Below are 16,672 nucleotides of genomic sequence, written 5' to 3'. Positions count from 1 at the left end.
GCCGGTACCGGAGGACTACGGGGACGCATTCGCTGTCCGGCCACACGGTTCGGCAACGGGTCATCGTCTTGCCGGTGTGTTCCTCAGGAGCACAAGGCATGCTCAGCAGTGCTGACCAAGGTCGCGGTGACGTGGTCGGGCTGCAGCGCGCGGCCCGTATAGAGCAGGTCGAAGCTGTCGAAGCTGGTCAGCAGCCACAGCACGTCGGCGGCTTGTGCGGCGGTGAGGCCGTCGCGGAGCACGCCTTGCTCGGCGAGTCGGCCGGCGAGGTCGTTCATGCCTTCGGCCCGCCCGCGTTCCAGGCGCTGGACCGCGCCGCCGACCGCTTCGGCGTCGAGCTGTGCCATCGAGAACAGCGCGCGCAGCACGTCCCGGTGCGCCGCGTACATCAGCACGTTGCCGCAGATGCCGCCGCGCAGGCCCTCTCGGGCGTCCGGGTGGAGCACCGCGCGCACCATGTCGGTGAATCCGCCGCGCTGGAGCAGGTCCATGCCGAGCGCGTCGAACAAGCCCGCGCGTGAGCCGAAGACGGTGTAGACGGTCGAGCGCGACACCTCCGCGAGCCTGGCAACCTTGTCGACGCTGACCGGTTCGGCCGGCGCCTCACACAGCCGCTGGTAGACGGCGTCGAGGATGCGGCGTCTCGTCTCCTCCGCGGCCCGGGCGCGCAGGCGCTGGTCGTACTTACGAGTGGGGGGCATGGCTCAGCACCCTAACATTCGCTTGACAGCCTGTCTTCTGAAAGACAGGCTGTCCGACGAAATCTGCGGCCCCTGCACCGCGGAGCGAAGGGAGCGGCATGCGCGTGATGATCCGGTACACGGTCAGACCGGAACACGTGGAGCGGAGCGTGGCGTTCCTGCGGGCCGTCTACGCGGACCTTGAACGGGCCCGCCCGCGAGGCCTGCGTTACGACACCTTCCGGCTCGACGGCGGCGGCGGGTTTCTGGCCCTGATCGAGTCCGACGGCGATCCGGTGGCGGCCCCGCACCACCGGCTGGCCTCGTTCCAGCGCTACCGCGCCGCCCTGAGTGAGATCTGCACGGAGCCGCCCACCGTGGCCTACCTGGACGAAGTCGGCTCCTACCGATCCGAGTGACCGCGGCAGACTCGACCGCCAACGCACCCCACAGCAAGGAGACAGAGCGCATGATCCGGATTGCCGTCATCATCGGCAGCACCCGTCCCGGACACCGGGCCGAGGCCGTGCCCGGTGGGTCGCCGACACCTCCGTCCGCCATGCCGGCGTCGCCGCGGGCGAGGCGACCGTCGAAGTGGTCGACATAGCCGCATACGGACTCCCCCTGCTGGACGAGCCCGTGCCCGCGGCCTTCGGCCGCTACGCCCACGCGCACACCCGCCGATGGGCACAGACCATCGGCGCCCTCGACGGGTTCGTGTTCGTCACCCCGGAGTACAACCGCTCCGTCCCCGCCGCACTGAAGAACGCGATCGATTTCCTCTACGCGGAATGGCACCACAAGGCCGCCGGGTTCGTCGGCTACGGCGTGCACGGCGGCCTCCGCGCGGTGGAACACCTCCGGCACGTGATGGCAGAGGTGAAGATCGCCGACGTGCAGACTCAGCTGGTCCTGGCGATGTTCACCGACTTCACGTTCACCGACCCCACCGATCCCACCGACCCGGGCACCTGCACACCGAGCGCCCGCCAGGAATCGACCCTCGTCACCATGCTCGACGAGATCATCGCCTGGTCCCAGGCACTCAAGCCGCTCCGCGACCCGTCGACGGCACCCGAACCGCTATCCGCCTGACGAGGACATCGGGCCGCCCCACCCCGCCGGTCTGCGTCCCTCGCTGGTCGAGGGGGCGTTCGCGTGCGTCACCGGAGCACCTCGACACGTCGGCCAGCCGCAATCACAGTGCGGAGAGGGAATGCGATGAGCAGCGCGAAAGCGACGAGGAGGCCGCTGGCCCACAGCGGTCCGAGGTTCCCTGCCGCGGTGCCGAGGGTGATCGCGGCAATGAGGGGGCCGATGGCGGCACCGACGTTGAGTGCCGCGGTCGCATAGGAGCCGGCCATGGTGGGGGCTCCCGCGGCCTCGTAGAGGACCCGGGCGATCAGGGTGCTGCCCAGCGCGAACGACAGCGCGCCCTGCACGAACACGAGGGTAAGCAGGGCGACCGGCTTGTCGGCCAGCATCGCCAGGGCGGGCCAGCCGAGGAGGAGCGGCGGACCACCCACTGCGAGGACCAGACCGGGCCGCTGGTCGGACAGTCGGCCGGCGACGGTGACACCGACGAAGGATCCGGTCCCGAAGAACACCAGGACGACAGAGATCCACATCCCGTCCAGCCCGGCGTTCTCGGTCACCACGGGGGCGAGAAAGGTGAAGCCTGCGAAGGTGGCCGCGTTCACCAGCGCGCCGAGCAGCATCACCACGATCAACCGCGGCCGGGCGAGTTGGGCGAGTTCCGCTCGCAAGGCCGGCCTGCCCGTCGCCTCATCCCTCACACGTCCCGAAGGGATTCCTTTCAGGATGCCGACAGCTGCGGGCAGGCAGAGAGCGGCGACGGCCCAGAAGGTTGCCCGCCAGCCGAGCAAGGTACCGAGCACCGAGCCACCGGGCGCACGATCACCCACGCCCGCGACGACATGCACGCCCGCCCCGCCGACGCCCGAGAGGCCAGCGCCCTGGGGCTGCCGGTCGGCTCCCCGATCCTGGCCGGCGCCCACCGATGGTCGGACGCGGAGGGGGTCATCGAGTACAGGGAGTGGTGCCTGCCGCCCCGGTTCACCATCGGCTACGAGTACCAGCCCTGACCGATCCACGCGAAGCGTCCCCGAAAGCCAGCCTGCGGCCTTCGGGGACGCTGTCGTTCACGTGTCTGCCTCAGTCCGCGTCGCGGCCTTCGAGGCGTTCGACACGCTCCTCAAGCTCCTCGATCCGCTCCAGGGCTCGTTCCAGCTTGTAGGCCAGATCCGCCACTCCGGCCACCGCCGGGAACTCCTTCTGCGGGGCAGCCGACGCTTCGTCCGACTCGGCCACCGGCTGCACCGCGACCGGCACCTCTGTGCCGAACTCGCCTCCCACGACGACGTACGCCATCGACCCGTTGCGCTGGTGGGCCTTCTTCATCCTGCCCTCCAGGGTGAGGAAGGTCAGGGCCTGGTCTGCAGATTCTAGGTCGCCGCCGATCGTGTCGATCACGTCGTCCACGGTGACCGTGGCTCCCCTGGCGAGTGAGCCGTCTCTGATCTTGTGGACCAGGCGGCCGTGTGTGAGCTGGGTGGCGAAGCCGTGGTCGTCCCAGTCTCGTACGTAGACCTCGTCGCCGGGCAGTTCGCCGGGGTAGCGCAGGAGGAAGTTGCCCGCCAGCAGAGAAATGGCGTTGGTGACCACGTTGAGCGGCACCGCGTAGTGCTCCGCCAGGACCTCGCGGGCGGGAAGCCTGGCCCCGGGTGCCAGAGTGCCGGTGTAGATCTGCTGCTGGAGGTCACCGGCGACCTTCTCGAAGGCGTCCTCGAAGTCAGCTGAGCGCGTGACGAAAGTGCCGCGCCCCTGGCGGGCGATGACCCAGCCCTCGTTCCTGAGGAGCCGGATGGCCTTCTGCACGGTCAGGCTGGATGCCTTGTAGGTCTGCATGAGCTGGCTCTGCGTCGGCAGGAGCTGGCCTGGACGTAGTTCGCCGTCCCGGATCTGCTGCCGCAGGTCGTCCGCGATGCGTTCGAACGTCAAGCGCGCTTCGTCCGCAGCAGCCATGTCCATCCCCGGTCCGATTCCGATTCCATCCGCCGCGGGCCACCCGCTGCCTGTCGTGTTTCACAGCTCAGCGGCCTCACGGGGTCAGGGTAGCCGCCGGATGGATGGACCATGGCAAGAATGGATGGAACTCAATAGGGATGGACTGCGGATGGAATGAATGTATGGTTGCGGCACGCGATCACCCACACGGGTGACCCGCACCCCTCTACCTGGAGGTTTGCCGTGAAGACCATGCCCATCGACCAGTCCCAGGCCCTGGTGATCCTGGCCTCCGAGTCCCGGCCGCACTTCGAGGACCGCGAAGGCCAGCAGCCCGCGATCGACCGGGGCACCGGCGCCCACCTGCACCTGGTGGACGTGATGTTCGCCTTCAACGGCCGCGCCGAAGTGATCACCGTGAAGGTCCCGGAGCCGGGTCTCGGCAAGGGCCTGAAGGTCGGCCTGCCGGTCGTCTTCACCGGGCTTGTCGCGTCGGCCTGGGAGAACGAGATCAACGGGAAGGACCGGCACGGTATCTCCCTGCGCGCCGACGCCGTCACCGCCAAGGCGGGCGCCTGATGAGCGGCAACCCCCTCGGGCTCGCGCTCCTGGCCGTGGTTTGTCTCGGCGTGCTCGGACTGCTGGGCTGGGCCGCGTTCTGCTTCGCCCGCTGGTACCGGGCCGATGCCGAGACTCGGATCAGCCTGCGGCAGGCGCGGCGGCTGCGGTGGGGCTGGAAGCGGCTCGCCCCGATGCTCGGCCTGGCGGTCAAGGGCGCCACTCCCACCGTGCTCCAGCAGTACGGCCCCCAGGAGCAACCGGCCAAGCCGCGGGTGCTGGTGCCGCGTTTGCGCACCCGTGCCGACGCCTTCGGCGTCACCGTCACCGCCGATGCCCTGCCGCAGGTCGGGCTGAGCGCCTGGCAGGAGGCATCCGAGGGCCTGTGCGACGCCTGGGGGATGCGGCGCATCCGGATCAGCCAGCCCAAGCCCGGAGTGATCGTCGCGCGTGGGTTCCGGCGTGAGCCGCTGGAGGCGGTGATCCGCTCACCACTCATCGACCCCGACGGCTCCCCGGTGTGTCGGCCGGGTCAGTTCGTCTCCACCGATGACGTGCTGCTCGGCTGGGACGAGGACGGCACCCCCATTGTGCTCAACCTCGCCTACTCCGCGCACGCCCTGGTCGCCGGCCTCACCCGCTCCGGCAAGTCGATCACCGTCAACACCCTGCTCGCCTACGCATCCCTAATGGGAGACGTTCGTCTGATCGTCATCGACCCCAACCTTGGCGCGGTCGCGCCCTGGTGGCGTACTGCCTACAAGGTTTCCGATGCCGTCCACCCCGAGGAGCCGACCGAGATCCTGCGCTGGGTGCGCGAGGAGATGCAGCGCCGTGAGCGGCTGTTCTGGTCCGGTCGCACTGACCGCATCACCGAGTTCAGCCCGGAGCTGCCGCTGCTGCTCGTGGTGATCGACGAGGTGGCGAACTACACCCGGCACCCGGACCGCAAGGCCCGCGAACGCTTCGAGGCCGAGCTGCTCGCCATCGCCAGCCAGGGCGCCAAGTTCGGCATCCGGTTGTGGCTCCTCACCCAGAAACCCTCCGCCGACGTGCTCACCACCGCCGTCCGCACCAACCTGTCCGCCCGGATCTGCCACCGCGTCGACACCGTCGAGGACTTCCTGCACCTCTTCCCCGACGGCCGGGAACTGGACATCACCGCCGCCGACCGCACCATGCCCCAGGGCGTCTCCATCGCCTCCGTCGGCGACATGCGCATCCCCGTCCGGCTGCGCTCGGTCTACCTGCCCACCGAAGCCTGCTGGCAGATCAACGACCTGATGTGCGCCGAAGGGCTCAAGGTCCGTGACCTGCCCGACCACATCGACCTGGACAAGGCCACGTGACCGCCGCCTCCTGGTCCTGCTTCGCAGTGATCCCCGGCAAGGGCGTGTAGTCGCCAAACCCTCGCCCCTGCCGGGGCCTCCCTCCCCATCCATCCACGGCACACGCGTGTGCCGCAGCGCAGAGAGGTCCCGCCAGCATGCCACCGCACGACCCCACCACCACAATCCCCCGCCCCAAACCGGCCGCGCCCGCGCTGCCCACGTTCACCGGTTACCGGAACCTGCTCGGCCTGGTACGGCAACTGTCCTCCCTTGGTGGCTGCGCCCAGCCGATCCGGCTCGAAGGCCAGCGCACCGAGATCAACGCCTTCACCGGCGAGATCCTGCGCGAACTGAAGTCCAAGGAACTTCCCGCTGGACATCTCCTGGTCCGCTGCGGCAACCGCCGCACCACCCGCTGCCCCTCCTGCGCCGAGCTCTACCGCCAGGACACCTACCACCTCATCGCCACCGGCCTGCGCGGCGGCAAGAACATCCCCGACCAGGTCGCCATCCACCCCCGCATCTTCGCCACCCTCACCGCACCCTCATACGGTCCCGTCCACGGGCGACGCACCAGCGGGGCCGCGCGCTGCTGCTGCGGGCGCACCCACACCAAGGGCGACCCTCCTCGGCACCCCGCTCGACCCCGAGCGGTACGACTACACCGGTGCGGTGCTGTGGAACGCCCACGCCCCCACCCTGTGGGCCCGCTTCATGCTCCACCTGCGCCGCACCATCGCCGCAGCGGCCGGACTCCCGCAGCGTCTGCTCTCCAAGGTCGTCCGGGTCTCGTACGCCAAGGTCGCCGAGTACCAGCAGCGCGGACTGATCCACTTCCACGCCGTGATCCGCCTCCACGGCCCCGCAGGCAGCCACACCCTGCCGCCCTCCTGGGCCACCCCCGAACTCCTGGCCGACGCCATCCAGCTCGCGGCCACCCGCGCCCGCATCGACGGGCCCGAAATCAACGGCCGCGCCCGCTCCTTCGCCTTCGGCGAGCAGATCGACACCAGGATCATCCGGTCCTCCGACTTCCCACGCGGGACCACGATCACCGAGGGCAAGGTCGCCGGATACGTCGCCAAGTACGCCACCAAGGGCACCGAAGCCGCGACCGGCACCCTCGACCACCGGCTGAAGAGGATCACCGACCTCTGGTTCGAGTCCGTGCCCGAGCACGCCGCCCGCATGATCCGCACCGCCTGGGCCCTCGGCGCCCGCGACGACCTCAAGCACCTGAACCTGCGCAAGTGGGCCCACATGCTCGGCTTCCGCGGCCACTTCTCCACCAAGACCCGCGCCTACTCCACCACCCTCGGCGCCCTCCGAGCCACCCGCGCTGCATGGCACCGCCGCCACACCCCTCCAATCTCCCCGACCACCCTCGTCCTCGCCCACTGGGCCTACGACGGCACCGGTCTCACCCCCGACCTCGAACGCCTCGCCGCACTCATCGGCGGCGGCCCGACACGCGAACAGGTGGTGGCGACTCGTGCGTGACGACGACTCCTCACCGTCCCCGAGGCGATGGCCCGCCTCAAGATCGGCCGCTCCGCCCTCTACGAACTCCTGCGCACCCGCCGCCTGGCCTCGCTGACCATCGGTCGCGCCCGCCGCATCCCCGCCCACGCCCTGGACGACTACGTCCAGCGCCATCTGGAAGAAGTCGCCCGATGACCGTCCCCAAGCGCGGGAAGGCCCGCGCCAACGGCGAAGGCACCATCTATCAGCGCAAGGACGGCCGCTGGGAAGCCGCCGGCTACGTCCTCGCCGCCGACGGCAGACGAAAGCGTGTCCGTGTCTACGGCACCACCCGCAGGAACGCGGCTGACAAGCTCGCCGAGAAGATCGCCGATAGCAACCGCGGGCTGCCGGTCGCCACCGCTGACAGCACGCTTGGTGACTACCTGACGTACTGGCTCGGCAGTGTCGCGGTCCACCGGCTCCGCGAGAACACCCACACACGCTACGCCGCCTGCGTCCGCCTCCACCTCATCCCCGGCCTCGGCACCAAGAAGATCGCGAGGCTCACCGCCAAGGACGTCCGCACCTTCCTCGACCGGCTCCGCACCACCTGTCAGTGCTGCACCCAGGGCCTGGACACCGAACGAAAGAAGTGCTGCACGATCGGCGAGTGCTGCCAGAAACGGCTGTCCCCCTTGACCGTGACCTACGTGCACTCGGTGCTCAAGTCGGCTCTGGAACACGCCGTCCGCGAGGACGAGCTGCCGCGCAACGTCGCCCGGAACGTCAAAGCCGCCACGCCCCGGCCCAGGCGCTTCCGGCCCCTGACTGCGACGGAGGCTCGTCAGTTCCTCGACGCCGCCCGCGCGGACCGGCTCCACGCGCTGTACGAACTCGCGCTGCGCACCGGACTCCGCAAGGGCGAACTCCTGGGCCTCCCCTGGGAAGACCTCGACCTCACAACCGGAACGGCCAGCATCCGCCGCTCGCTCCAGCGCACCCGCACCGGCGGCCTCACGCATCTGCCCACCAAGACCCGGGCGTCTGAGCGCCGTATCGCGCTCCCGACCGAATGCCTCCACTCCCTCAAGGAGCACAAACAGCAGCAGGACAAGGAGCGCGGAACAGCAGGGTCAGCCTGGCAGGACAGCGGCCTCGTCTTCACCACCCCTACCGGCCGGCCTCTCGACCCGGCCAACCTCACCCGCAGCTTCCGCAGCTTCCTCGACCAGGCCGGACTCCGACGCATCCGCTTCCACGACCTCCGGCACTCGACCGCCACCCTGCTCCTGGAACAGGGCATCGACCTCGTCGTGATCAAGGAACTCTTCGGACACGCCCACATCGGCGTCACCGCCGGCGTCTACGCCCACGTCCGACTCCGTCTCCAACGCCAAGCCATCGAAACCCTCAGCAACACCCTCGGCTCAGCGGACGACGGCTCCGAAGACCCACCCGCCGCAGTCGTCGTCCGCTGACGTTGCCGTCAGCGTTGCCGTCAAAGATCAGGATGCCCCTTTCTCCGCCAATCGGGAAAGGGGCATCCTGCCTCACTCTTCGACAGCACCTACGGGCGAGCTAGCTTTCACCCAGAAGCTGCAAGACTCCTTCAGGTCCGCCTGAATCGATAATCCCCTTGAAGAAATCCAGCATCGCAGCCAGACCTCCCTCCGGAATGATCACGAGATCGGGACACTGAAAATATGCCCCGCCGGAGCATTCTCCAGTCTCCCTCCATCGATCCATCACTTGCGCGATCGCTCTCAGCGTCATGAACGTGGCGCTCCACCGTGTCCCATCCGGGAGGGTGAGTTCCGCGTCTACATTCTCAACAGTTTCCTTGTCGTCCTCTGCGCCCAACATGAAGAGTGCGCTGAACTGCTGGTTCTCTACGTGATAGAGAGGGTCACTGACCATAGAGCTGATTTAGCCTCGCAATCACCTTGGACTCGTTCGCTTTATCGGACTTCCCAACGACCTGAATCCCTCCGTCAACGTTCCGGAAGAACAGGCGACCGCCGTTCCTTCCTCGCGCGTAGGTGACATCCGTTCCGGCCAACGCCTTACTTCCGAGGCCCGGATTCATATTTCCGCGCGACAGCTGCTGGAACAGGCTGTCCAGGTCAGCCTGAACCTTCTGATTCTTCCCCGCCTGCTGCGCGGCCTTCACCAGCGCCGAATCCTCGCTAATGACAGAAGACATTGTGAGGGGACAGTTGGAATTGTGAACCAGTACCGGAGTCTCGCCCGCCACCACATAGTACGTGTGGAGGTTGGTGACAGACAAATTGTGGACCTTGGCTCTTGGACTAGTCCACCGCTTAACCTCAGTTATCTGGATGTTAGCGCCATAGTTAGTGCGTAGCCGCTGGCCAGATGTGAGATCTGCAGCCTCGATCCATTCACCTGCCTCGGGAACCCAGAAGGGGTGCCCCGCTGTAGCGATCATCCGGACTGGCCCATCACCATGATCGACCGTGATCTCGACAAGCTGCTTGCGACCGTAGCCCTGAATTTCCGCTGTGACAGTCTCCGACTGCGTAGAACCGTCTCTGGGGTCGCCGGCGAGTACCTCGTCCCCCACTGCTACTTCTTCGATGGGCTTCACAGATCCGTCAGCCATGAGGACCTTGGTCCCCGGAACGAAACTGTTGCAGGGTGTGAGAGACCGAACCTTCGCCGTGAACGCTTTGGAGGCCTGAGCGCCACCCGGACGGCCACCCCCCTCGAATGCGCCTGCCCTGACGCCCTTTTCGATTTCCAGAAGCACTAGGAAATCTCGCATCTCCTTCGAGCAGCTCATGGCATTCCGGCCCTCGCACAGGTTAAGTGCGTCGGAGATCTTGTCGTCTGCGGATGCCTCATAGAACGACTGGGAGGAGGTAGCGCGATCGTTGACTTGACCGCGGAAGGCACGCATAAATTCGTCGTAAACCTTCCCCTTCAGATACTTGGCGGCTGCTGCCTCGATCGCGTCACCCGTTGCGGCGCTTTCGTCGTTGAATGCAATATCGGGGTCGTTATTTGCCCGGAGCTCCGACGCAGGCGTCCCGTTGTATTTTGCGTATTCGCTGGTCTTTCCTACGTTCCATGAGCCGTCCGAGTTGGGCGAGCAGCTGACGCCGTTGTTCGCGCAGTCGTCAGGGGCGAAGCCCGTGGGATCGCTCTTAGAAACGGGGTTTCCGTTGGCGTAGGTGTACCCGTTCATTTGGAGCGGGTCGGTGATGTCGATGAGGGGGTCGGCGGAGATGAAACGGCCGGTGTTCTGGTCGTATTCGCGGGCGCCGATGTGGGTGAGGCCGGTGATGGTGTCGTCGATGCCGACGCCGAGGTAGCTGCGCTTGTCGGGCCAGTCGGCGGGCTTGGTACCGCGGGTTTCACCGTAGGGCTTGAACGCGCGACGAGTGACGGCCTGGGTGCCGTCAGCGTCGACGGACGTATGTGCGGTGCCAAGGTGGTCGGTAAGCAGGACGCTGAGGTTGTGGGTTGCAGAACGATCGACGCTGGTACGCACAACGGTGGGTGCGCCGGCTTGAGCGTAGGTGCGGGAGGCGCGAGTGATGAGCCCGACGGAGTCGGTGGTGAGTTCGGTTTCGCCGAGGTAGAGGGTGCTGCCGGTGTCAGAGTTCTCGAGGATGCGGTTGCCGTCGGCGTCGTAGACGTAGGTGGTCTTGTTGCTGCCTACGGTGTTCGACTCGAGTTTGTCCTCGGGTGTCCACTGGAGCGTCTGTTCCGGGGTGCCGGGTGTGCCGCCGGGGAGATCGCGGGTTTTGGTGGTGCCTGTGGGGTTGTAGGTGTAGGCGCTGTTCTTGCCCGCGGTGGTGGAGGTGGCGGAGGTGAGGGTGTGGGGCTGGGTGGTGCTGTGGTTGTAGGTGTAGGCGACGTTCTTGGAGGTGTCGCCGGCCGGGTCGTGCTCGGTCATTTTGGCGCGGTTGCCGATCCAGTCGTAGGTGAAGGACTGGCGGTAGGCGGCCTGGCTGGTGACGGCTCCGGTGAGTGCCTCTGTGGGGGTGCCGGTGTTGGTGGCGATGGTGCCGGCTGCGGGTGCGGCGTTGGACAGGCCTGCCGGTTCGGTGTTCGCGGCGTTGGCGGCGTCGGCGACGGGGCCGCTGGAGGGGGTGCCGGTGCTGTTGTAGCCCCAGGTGGTTCCTGATGCGGCTTTGCAGCCGATGCCGGTTCCGTTGGGCTTGATGTTCGAGGTCCAGGCGTGGACCAGTTCACCCATGGCGTCGTAGGTGAAGCACTGGTTGTCCCAGGTGGTGCTGGTGTCCGTGACCGCGTCCTGGCGGGCGCTGGCGGTGATCATGCCTGCGGCGTCGTAGGCGTAGCCGGTGTCGGAGATGCGGTGGGGGCCGGCCTTCTCGCGGTCGGTCACGGTACGCATCAGGCGGCCGGTGTGTTCGTCGATGAAGTTGGTCGTCCAGACGCGGTAGGGCTGTGCGCTGGAGACGGATCGGAGGACTTCGCCGTACGGCGAGTAGGTGACGTCGGAGGTGTACCAGGCTTTGCCGGAGGTGGATTCGGGCAGGCCGTCTTCGTTGTAGCGGGTGATGACCTTCTCGGCCGCCAGGCCGCCCTTGGCGGGCAGGGTGACGGAGAGGGGCTTTCCCGTGGCGGTGTAGGTGTAGCTGTAGGTGTAGGAGCCGGACAGGCCGGTCGTCATGTCGTTGAGTGGAATGGTGACCTGGCGGCCGGTGGGGCGGTACTCGGCGTCGTATCCGGTGATCTTGGTGGTGTAGTCGCCGTTGCTGGTGCCGTCGGGCTTGGTGGTGTGGCGCGTGGACTCGGAAGCCAGGCCGAAGGCTCCGGCCGGGTCGTAGGTGTAGGACTTGACCGGGTCGTGGAGCTTGGAGCCCTCGTGCACGGCGGTGACGCGGCCGAGTACGTCGTAGGTGGTGTAGGTGGTCTGGCCGAGGGCGTCGGTGACGCTGGTGGGACGGTCGGCGTTGTCGTACTGGGTCTGGGTGATGCCGGTGTCGGGGTCCTTGACCGAGGTCACGCGGCCGCGGGTGTCGTAGAGGTAGGTCCAGGCGTTGCCGGCGGGGTCGGTGACCGTGTCACGGTTGCTGCGCTTGTCGTAGCTGTATGTGGTCGAGCGGTACTTGCCAGGTGCTGTGTGGTGCCTGAGTTCGGTGACGCGGCCCAGGGCGTCGGTGACCGTGGTGGTCGAGGGGACCGTGGAGCCGGCGGGGTCGACGAAGGTCGATGTGTCGCCGTAGGTGGTGGTGGTCCAGGCTTGGCGTGCCTGTCCGTGGTAGGGGATCTGCAGGACGGCGCGTTCCATGCCGTCGTAGGCGGTCCTGACCCGGCTCTTGACGAGGGTGGGTGATTTGACCTTGAACAGGTCGGTGGCGGGTTCGCCCTTGACGAGGTATCCGCTGGTCTGTTCGGCGACCAGGCCGTGGTCGTTGTAGGAGGTGTCGGTGACGATGCGTCCGGGGCCGTGGGCTTCGGACTGGGTCTGGACCTGGCGCATCAGGCCGTCGTAGAGCGTGGTCTGCCGGGCGTAGCTGCCGTCGTCCTTGAGGGTCTTGACGGTGACGGCTGCGGGGTTGGTCTTGCCGTCGGCTGCGACGGTCGCCGTCTGGTAGGCGATTTCGACATTGGGGGTCTGAGTTCCGGCGGACCGGGAGGGGGACCATCCCTTGATGAGGCGGCCGAGGGCGTCGTACTGGGTGCTGGTGATGCGGCCGTTGGGGTCGGTGACCTTGAGCGGCAAAGCCCGGCCCGGGTCGAAGGTCGTGACGGTGGCACGGTCCTTGGTGTTGACCGTCTTAACGTTGGTGACCGAGGTGACCGGGCCTCCGTTGGGCGGGTCGTACTGGGTCTTGGTCTCTCCCACCTCGGGTGCGGTGACGCTGGTGACGCGGCCGAGGTCGTCGTACTTCGTGCTGGTGCTGACGGAGTGAGTGGTGCCGGTCCCGTCGATGCCGTCGACGGAGGTGACGAGGCCCTTGGTGGGGGTGGCGCCGTGGTCGAGGTGGTCGTAGCGGCTCTGGACCGAGCCCTTGAGTTCGGTGGCTTTGTCGGCGCCGGCGTGGTCAGTGCAGGTGGTGGCGGTGGTGCGGACGGTGCTGGGCAGTCCGATCAGCCACGCGGTGGTGTTGTGGACGTAGGACGTCTTGGTGCAGGTCTGCTGGGAGAGCGTCTCTGTGGTGCCGATATGTGTGAGGACAGCGGTCTCGACGGCGGTGGGCAGGCCGTAGTCGTCTCGGTCGAGGGTGGTGGTGCGGACGCCTCGCCAGTTCGCGCCGTCGGCCTGGATGCTGTCGGTCTTTTTGACGGCTGTGCGGTACGAGCGCAGGGCGGGCAGGTTGCTGCCGTCCTCGGCCTGGCGCGCTCGTTCTGCTGTGGGTGGGGACGATTCAGGGAAGGTCCGAGTCCGGTTCTTGAAGACGGGCTTGGTGGCCGGGTCATTGTCGAAGTAGGTCTTGGCGGTGTCGGAGTTGAGGAAAGTGAGGGTTTCGGCGGTCATGCCGGCGTACTGGGGGGCGTCATCGGCGAGGAGAACGGTGCCGTCGACCGAGTCCTTGACCTCGCCGCCGAGCCCCTGGAAGTAGAGCGTCGTGGCGCGTGACTGTGAGGCGGGCGCGTGGGGCGGGTCTCCCAGCTTGGGCGCCGCCGAGGGGGGTGTGGTTTTGGGGCCCTTGGTGACGGTGACCCGGCGGTAGCCGCGCCAGTCGCTGTAGGTGCGCAGGGCAGGGCGGAGGAATTCGTCGTCGTTCTTGGCCCATGCCGGGCCCAGGTAGTCGTAGGTGGTCTTGATGGGCTTGCCGAAGATGTTGGCGATCTTGTCGGTCTCGGTGACCGACTGGACGACGTAGCGGTTGAACCAGGCCTTGGCGGGGGTCTTCTCCTCGCCGTCAGGGGACCAGCGCACCGGGTAGCAGGCGCCGTTGGCCTGTTCCTTGTCGGTGGCGGGCTGGTACTGGCAGCCGCCGATGTACTCGACTTCGATGTCGGCGCCGGCTTCGGTGGCGATGGTTCCGATGCGGGGCCGGGTGAAGCCGGGGCGCTTGTCGTCCTTGTCTCTGGCGACGAGGTTGGGGAGCTGCTCGCCGATCAGGAGGCGTGTGCGGAGGGATTCGTGTGACCGCTTGCCGACGGTGTAGTGGTCGAAGCTGACGCCGTCTTTGGACTGGGGGGTTCCGACGGTGTCACCGGGGGCGTAGCCGCGGCGGGTGATGGAGTTGAGCCAGAGGCCGGGGGCGGTGTCGTACCAGTCCTCGGGGAAGGAGTGGTTGAGGGTGTAGGTGTCGACCTTGCCGAAGCTGGTCTGTCCGTCGGGGGTGGCGCGGGTGGCGTTGGTGGTGACGGTCTTGAGGCGGAGCTGGGTCCAAAAGGAGGGGAAGCCGGGGCAGAGTTTGGAGCCGGATGCGCAGTTGAGGCTGCCGGGGGTGTCCCACCACGCGCGGTAGGCGGTGGGGTTACCGGGCTTGAAGCTGGCTTCTGCGCAGCCGGTGGTCTTCAGGCAGCGCTGGTCGGTGCCGAAGGCGACTGTGGCGGAGGGGCGGGTCAGGTCGGTGGTGCGCAGGCCGTATTCGATGGTGGTGGGGTTGGCTGCGCGTTCGTACGCTTCGGGCTTGACATCCTTGCGCTTACCGCGGACGGCGTAGTGGTTCGTCTCCTGGTTCCAGTTGACGATCATGACGTTGCCGTGGACGTCTTCGACCTTGTCCAGGCCCCATCGCCACGCCTGCTGCTTACCCGCGCCGCAGCGGGAGGAGGCAAAGGTGGTGGTGTAGCAGGGTTCGCCGGGGTGGTTGCCGAAGACGGGGACGGTGGAGACGGAGTTGGTGTCGGCGTGGGTGCCGCCGACCTTGTTGAGGCCGAAGTGGTATCTCGTGCCGTCGGTGGTGGTCACCCGCCAGTACTCGCCGTTGTCATCACCGTTGGTTCCGGGGGTGACGACTCGCTCGACGCGGGTGCCGTCGTCCTTGCGGGGGCGGTAGATCTCGGTGTCGGTGACCGGGTCGCTGTTCGCGGGGGCGCGGACGAGTTCGGTGGTGCTGCCACCGAGGGACATGACAGCGTTGTAGGAGACCCAGCACAGGTCACTGCTGGTCTTGTCGGCCTTGGCGGTGTTGTTGGGGGTGCCGGCGGTGAGGGTGTGGGTGTCGTCCTTGCAGCTGCGGTAGCGGCGCTCGATGAAGCCGGGGCTGTAGTCCCATCCTTCGCCGATCCACGATGCCTGGGGGGAGGAGACTGCGGTCTTGCCGTCGACTGCCTGCGAGTTGTACGACAGCGTGACGTTCGGTGCGGGGCCGGCCGGGGCGGGCGGTATGACCACCGGATAGGACCACGTGAAGGCGCCGGAGGAGCCGCCTGCGGACCACTTGCCGCTTGAGGCCAGGGGGGTGGCCTTGAAGGAACCACCGGCGCCCGCACCGGAGTCGACGGTGCCGATGACGGCTCTGTCGCCGCCCGCGGCCGTGGGAGTGGCGGTGGTGAAGGCGGCCTGCATGACCGCAGGACCGGACGCGGGGGTGGCTTGTCCGGCGAGGGCGGGGATGACGGTGCCGTCGGCGGCGGTGTCGATGGTCGCGGTCACGGTGTTGGAGACAGGGTCGTTGACCGTCTCCAGTTCCTCGTACTCCTGGCACGCGGGCTCGAGGGGCGTGGTCAGGTAGCACTCGGGAAACTGGACCAGGCGCAGCCGGGTGGCCCAGTCGGCTCCGTGGAGGTTCTCGAACTTGGAGTAGTCGATTCCCACAGAGAGCGGAACGGAGCCGGCCGCGGGAGCCTGGACCATGACGACTGATCCGACCTTGAGCGCCTCGTCCCCGCCCTGGCTGAGTTCGCTGCTGCGGTCGACGACGCTGAACTGCCACGTACCGGTCGGGGCGGGGTGCCCGGCAGCCTGTCCGGCGAGAACGGGGATGTTGGGGATCTTCGTGAGGCTGCCTTCCACTGCTGCCGCCGTGGCCCGCGCGTAGGAGGCGGGGCTGACGGGAGCAGAGCCGAAGGTGAAGGACTCGGTGTCAGCTGCAGGTGGCGTCGTCGTTCCCGCCGGCGGCTGCTGCTGGTCGGCGGGGACCTCGGCCTTGAGCGTCTCGAGATCCTTCTCGAATGTCTCACCCTCGACGGGCTTGTCCAGCTCGATCTTCTCCAACTCGAGAGGATCGGCCTCGATGGGCTCACGCCCCGCCTCGATGTTCCCCGGATCCGGCGGCATGGCCAGAGCCTGGGCAGGCAGCAGACCCACCAGCAGCGCTGCGCCGAGCGCGGGGATGACAGTACGCCGAACCCTGCGGCGGGCTTGACGGTGACGAGCGAACAAGGCGAGGTCCCTCCGAACCACCTGGAGCGGAAGCCGGAAGGCGGACTGCAGGTGATTGCACTTCAGATCCCGCAGATTCTGCGTGCGATACGTGAAGGAATTCCAGAGGTGACGTGTCAGACGTGAGGATTGTCACGGTGCGTAGTCGATCGAATGATCACTGAAGCCTCAGCTCCGGATCCATCGCGTATTTACGCAGGTCACCTGCGAAATGATCTCAAGTGAACGCGATACGTGTATCACGCCACGAAGTGACCGATTGCGACGATCTTTCGTCCTGTTTTCATGGGATCTCCACCTGCCCTGCGAGCCGCAACGCCTTCACCTAGGCG

At 67.3% G+C, this 16,672-nt stretch carries 10 protein-coding genes and 3 pseudogenes; 8 read left to right on the top strand and 5 right to left on the bottom strand.

Features of this window, described 5'->3' with window-relative positions; translation table 11 throughout:
• Window positions 1–83 precede the first annotated feature (83 nt).
• Window positions 84–701 carry a TetR/AcrR family transcriptional regulator gene (locus ACIP84_RS16400; protein WP_401798336.1) on the bottom strand — a complete coding sequence of 206 codons (618 nt, stop codon included), beginning with the start codon at window positions 699–701 and terminating at the stop codon, window positions 84–86.
• Window positions 702–799: 98 nt separating this feature from the next.
• Here ACIP84_RS16400 and ACIP84_RS16395 point away from each other — a divergent pair, with 98 nt between their 5' ends.
• Window positions 800–1,099: a hypothetical protein gene (locus ACIP84_RS16395; RefSeq protein ID WP_401798335.1), complete on the top strand. Its 300-nt coding sequence runs from the start codon at window positions 800–802 to the stop codon at window positions 1,097–1,099.
• Between the two features lie 175 nt (window positions 1,100–1,274).
• Window positions 1,275–1,775: an NADPH-dependent FMN reductase gene (locus tag ACIP84_RS16390; RefSeq protein WP_401798334.1), complete on the top strand. Its 501-nt coding sequence runs from the start codon at window positions 1,275–1,277 to the stop codon at window positions 1,773–1,775.
• Between the two features lie 68 nt (window positions 1,776–1,843).
• On the opposite strand, the pseudogene ACIP84_RS16385 reads toward ACIP84_RS16390, so the two are convergent.
• A pseudogene (locus tag ACIP84_RS16385) lies at window positions 1,844–2,623 on the bottom strand (MFS transporter); the annotation flags it as partial.
• Between ACIP84_RS16385 and ACIP84_RS16380 the strand changes: the two are divergent.
• Window positions 2,582–2,785, top strand: a pseudogene (locus ACIP84_RS16380) (UTRA domain-containing protein); the annotation flags it as partial. The pseudogenes ACIP84_RS16385 and ACIP84_RS16380 sit on opposite strands and share 42 nt — an antisense overlap.
• Window positions 2,786–2,855: 70 nt before the next feature.
• Here ACIP84_RS16380 and ACIP84_RS16375 read toward each other — a convergent pair.
• The gene (locus ACIP84_RS16375) at window positions 2,856–3,701 is read right to left on the bottom strand and encodes a GntR family transcriptional regulator (protein ID WP_401798333.1); all 846 of its coding nucleotides are present in this window, start codon (window positions 3,699–3,701) and stop codon (window positions 2,856–2,858) included.
• 258 nt (window positions 3,702–3,959) lie between these two features.
• On the opposite strand from ACIP84_RS16375, the gene ACIP84_RS16370 reads away from it, so the two are divergent.
• The 5 genes and pseudogenes from ACIP84_RS16370 (at window position 3,960) to ACIP84_RS16350 (ending at window position 8,538) form a co-directional block, all read left to right on the top strand.
• Complete coding sequence (locus tag ACIP84_RS16370; RefSeq protein WP_401798376.1) at window positions 3,960–4,286, top strand: hypothetical protein; 327 nt, start codon at window positions 3,960–3,962, stop codon at window positions 4,284–4,286.
• The gene (locus tag ACIP84_RS16365) at window positions 4,286–5,614 is read left to right on the top strand and encodes an FtsK/SpoIIIE domain-containing protein (RefSeq protein WP_401798332.1); all 1,329 of its coding nucleotides are present in this window, start codon (window positions 4,286–4,288) and stop codon (window positions 5,612–5,614) included. The genes ACIP84_RS16370 and ACIP84_RS16365 overlap by 1 nt, the downstream gene beginning before the upstream one ends.
• Window positions 5,615–5,751: 137 nt before the next feature.
• Window positions 5,752–7,096 (top strand): annotated as a pseudogene (locus tag ACIP84_RS16360) (replication initiator).
• A 27-nt stretch (window positions 7,097–7,123) separates the two neighbouring features.
• A complete protein-coding gene (locus tag ACIP84_RS16355) occupies window positions 7,124–7,273 on the top strand; it encodes a helix-turn-helix domain-containing protein (protein ID WP_401798331.1) in 150 nt (49 codons plus the stop codon).
• Window positions 7,270–8,538 carry a tyrosine-type recombinase/integrase gene (locus tag ACIP84_RS16350; protein WP_401798330.1) on the top strand — a complete coding sequence of 423 codons (1,269 nt, stop codon included), beginning with the start codon at window positions 7,270–7,272 and terminating at the stop codon, window positions 8,536–8,538. Before ACIP84_RS16355 ends, ACIP84_RS16350 begins: the two co-directional genes overlap by 4 nt.
• A gap of 100 nt (window positions 8,539–8,638) precedes the next feature.
• Here the strand turns inward: ACIP84_RS16350 and ACIP84_RS16345 are convergent, their stop codons facing one another.
• Window positions 8,639–8,977, bottom strand: coding sequence for a hypothetical protein (locus ACIP84_RS16345; protein WP_401798329.1), 339 nt, complete (start codon window positions 8,975–8,977; stop codon window positions 8,639–8,641).
• A complete protein-coding gene (locus tag ACIP84_RS16340) occupies window positions 8,967–16,235 on the bottom strand; it encodes a polymorphic toxin-type HINT domain-containing protein (protein ID WP_401798375.1) in 7,269 nt (2,422 codons plus the stop codon). Before ACIP84_RS16340 ends, ACIP84_RS16345 begins: the two co-directional genes overlap by 11 nt.
• Window positions 16,236–16,672 lie beyond the last annotated feature (437 nt).

The sequence above is a fragment of the Streptomyces sp. NPDC088707 genome, from assembly GCF_044752725.1.
Lineage (GTDB): Bacteria > Actinomycetota > Actinomycetes > Streptomycetales > Streptomycetaceae > Streptomyces.
The sequence above is the reverse complement of the archived record's forward strand: the minus strand, read 5'-3'. Positions and strand labels throughout refer to the sequence as shown.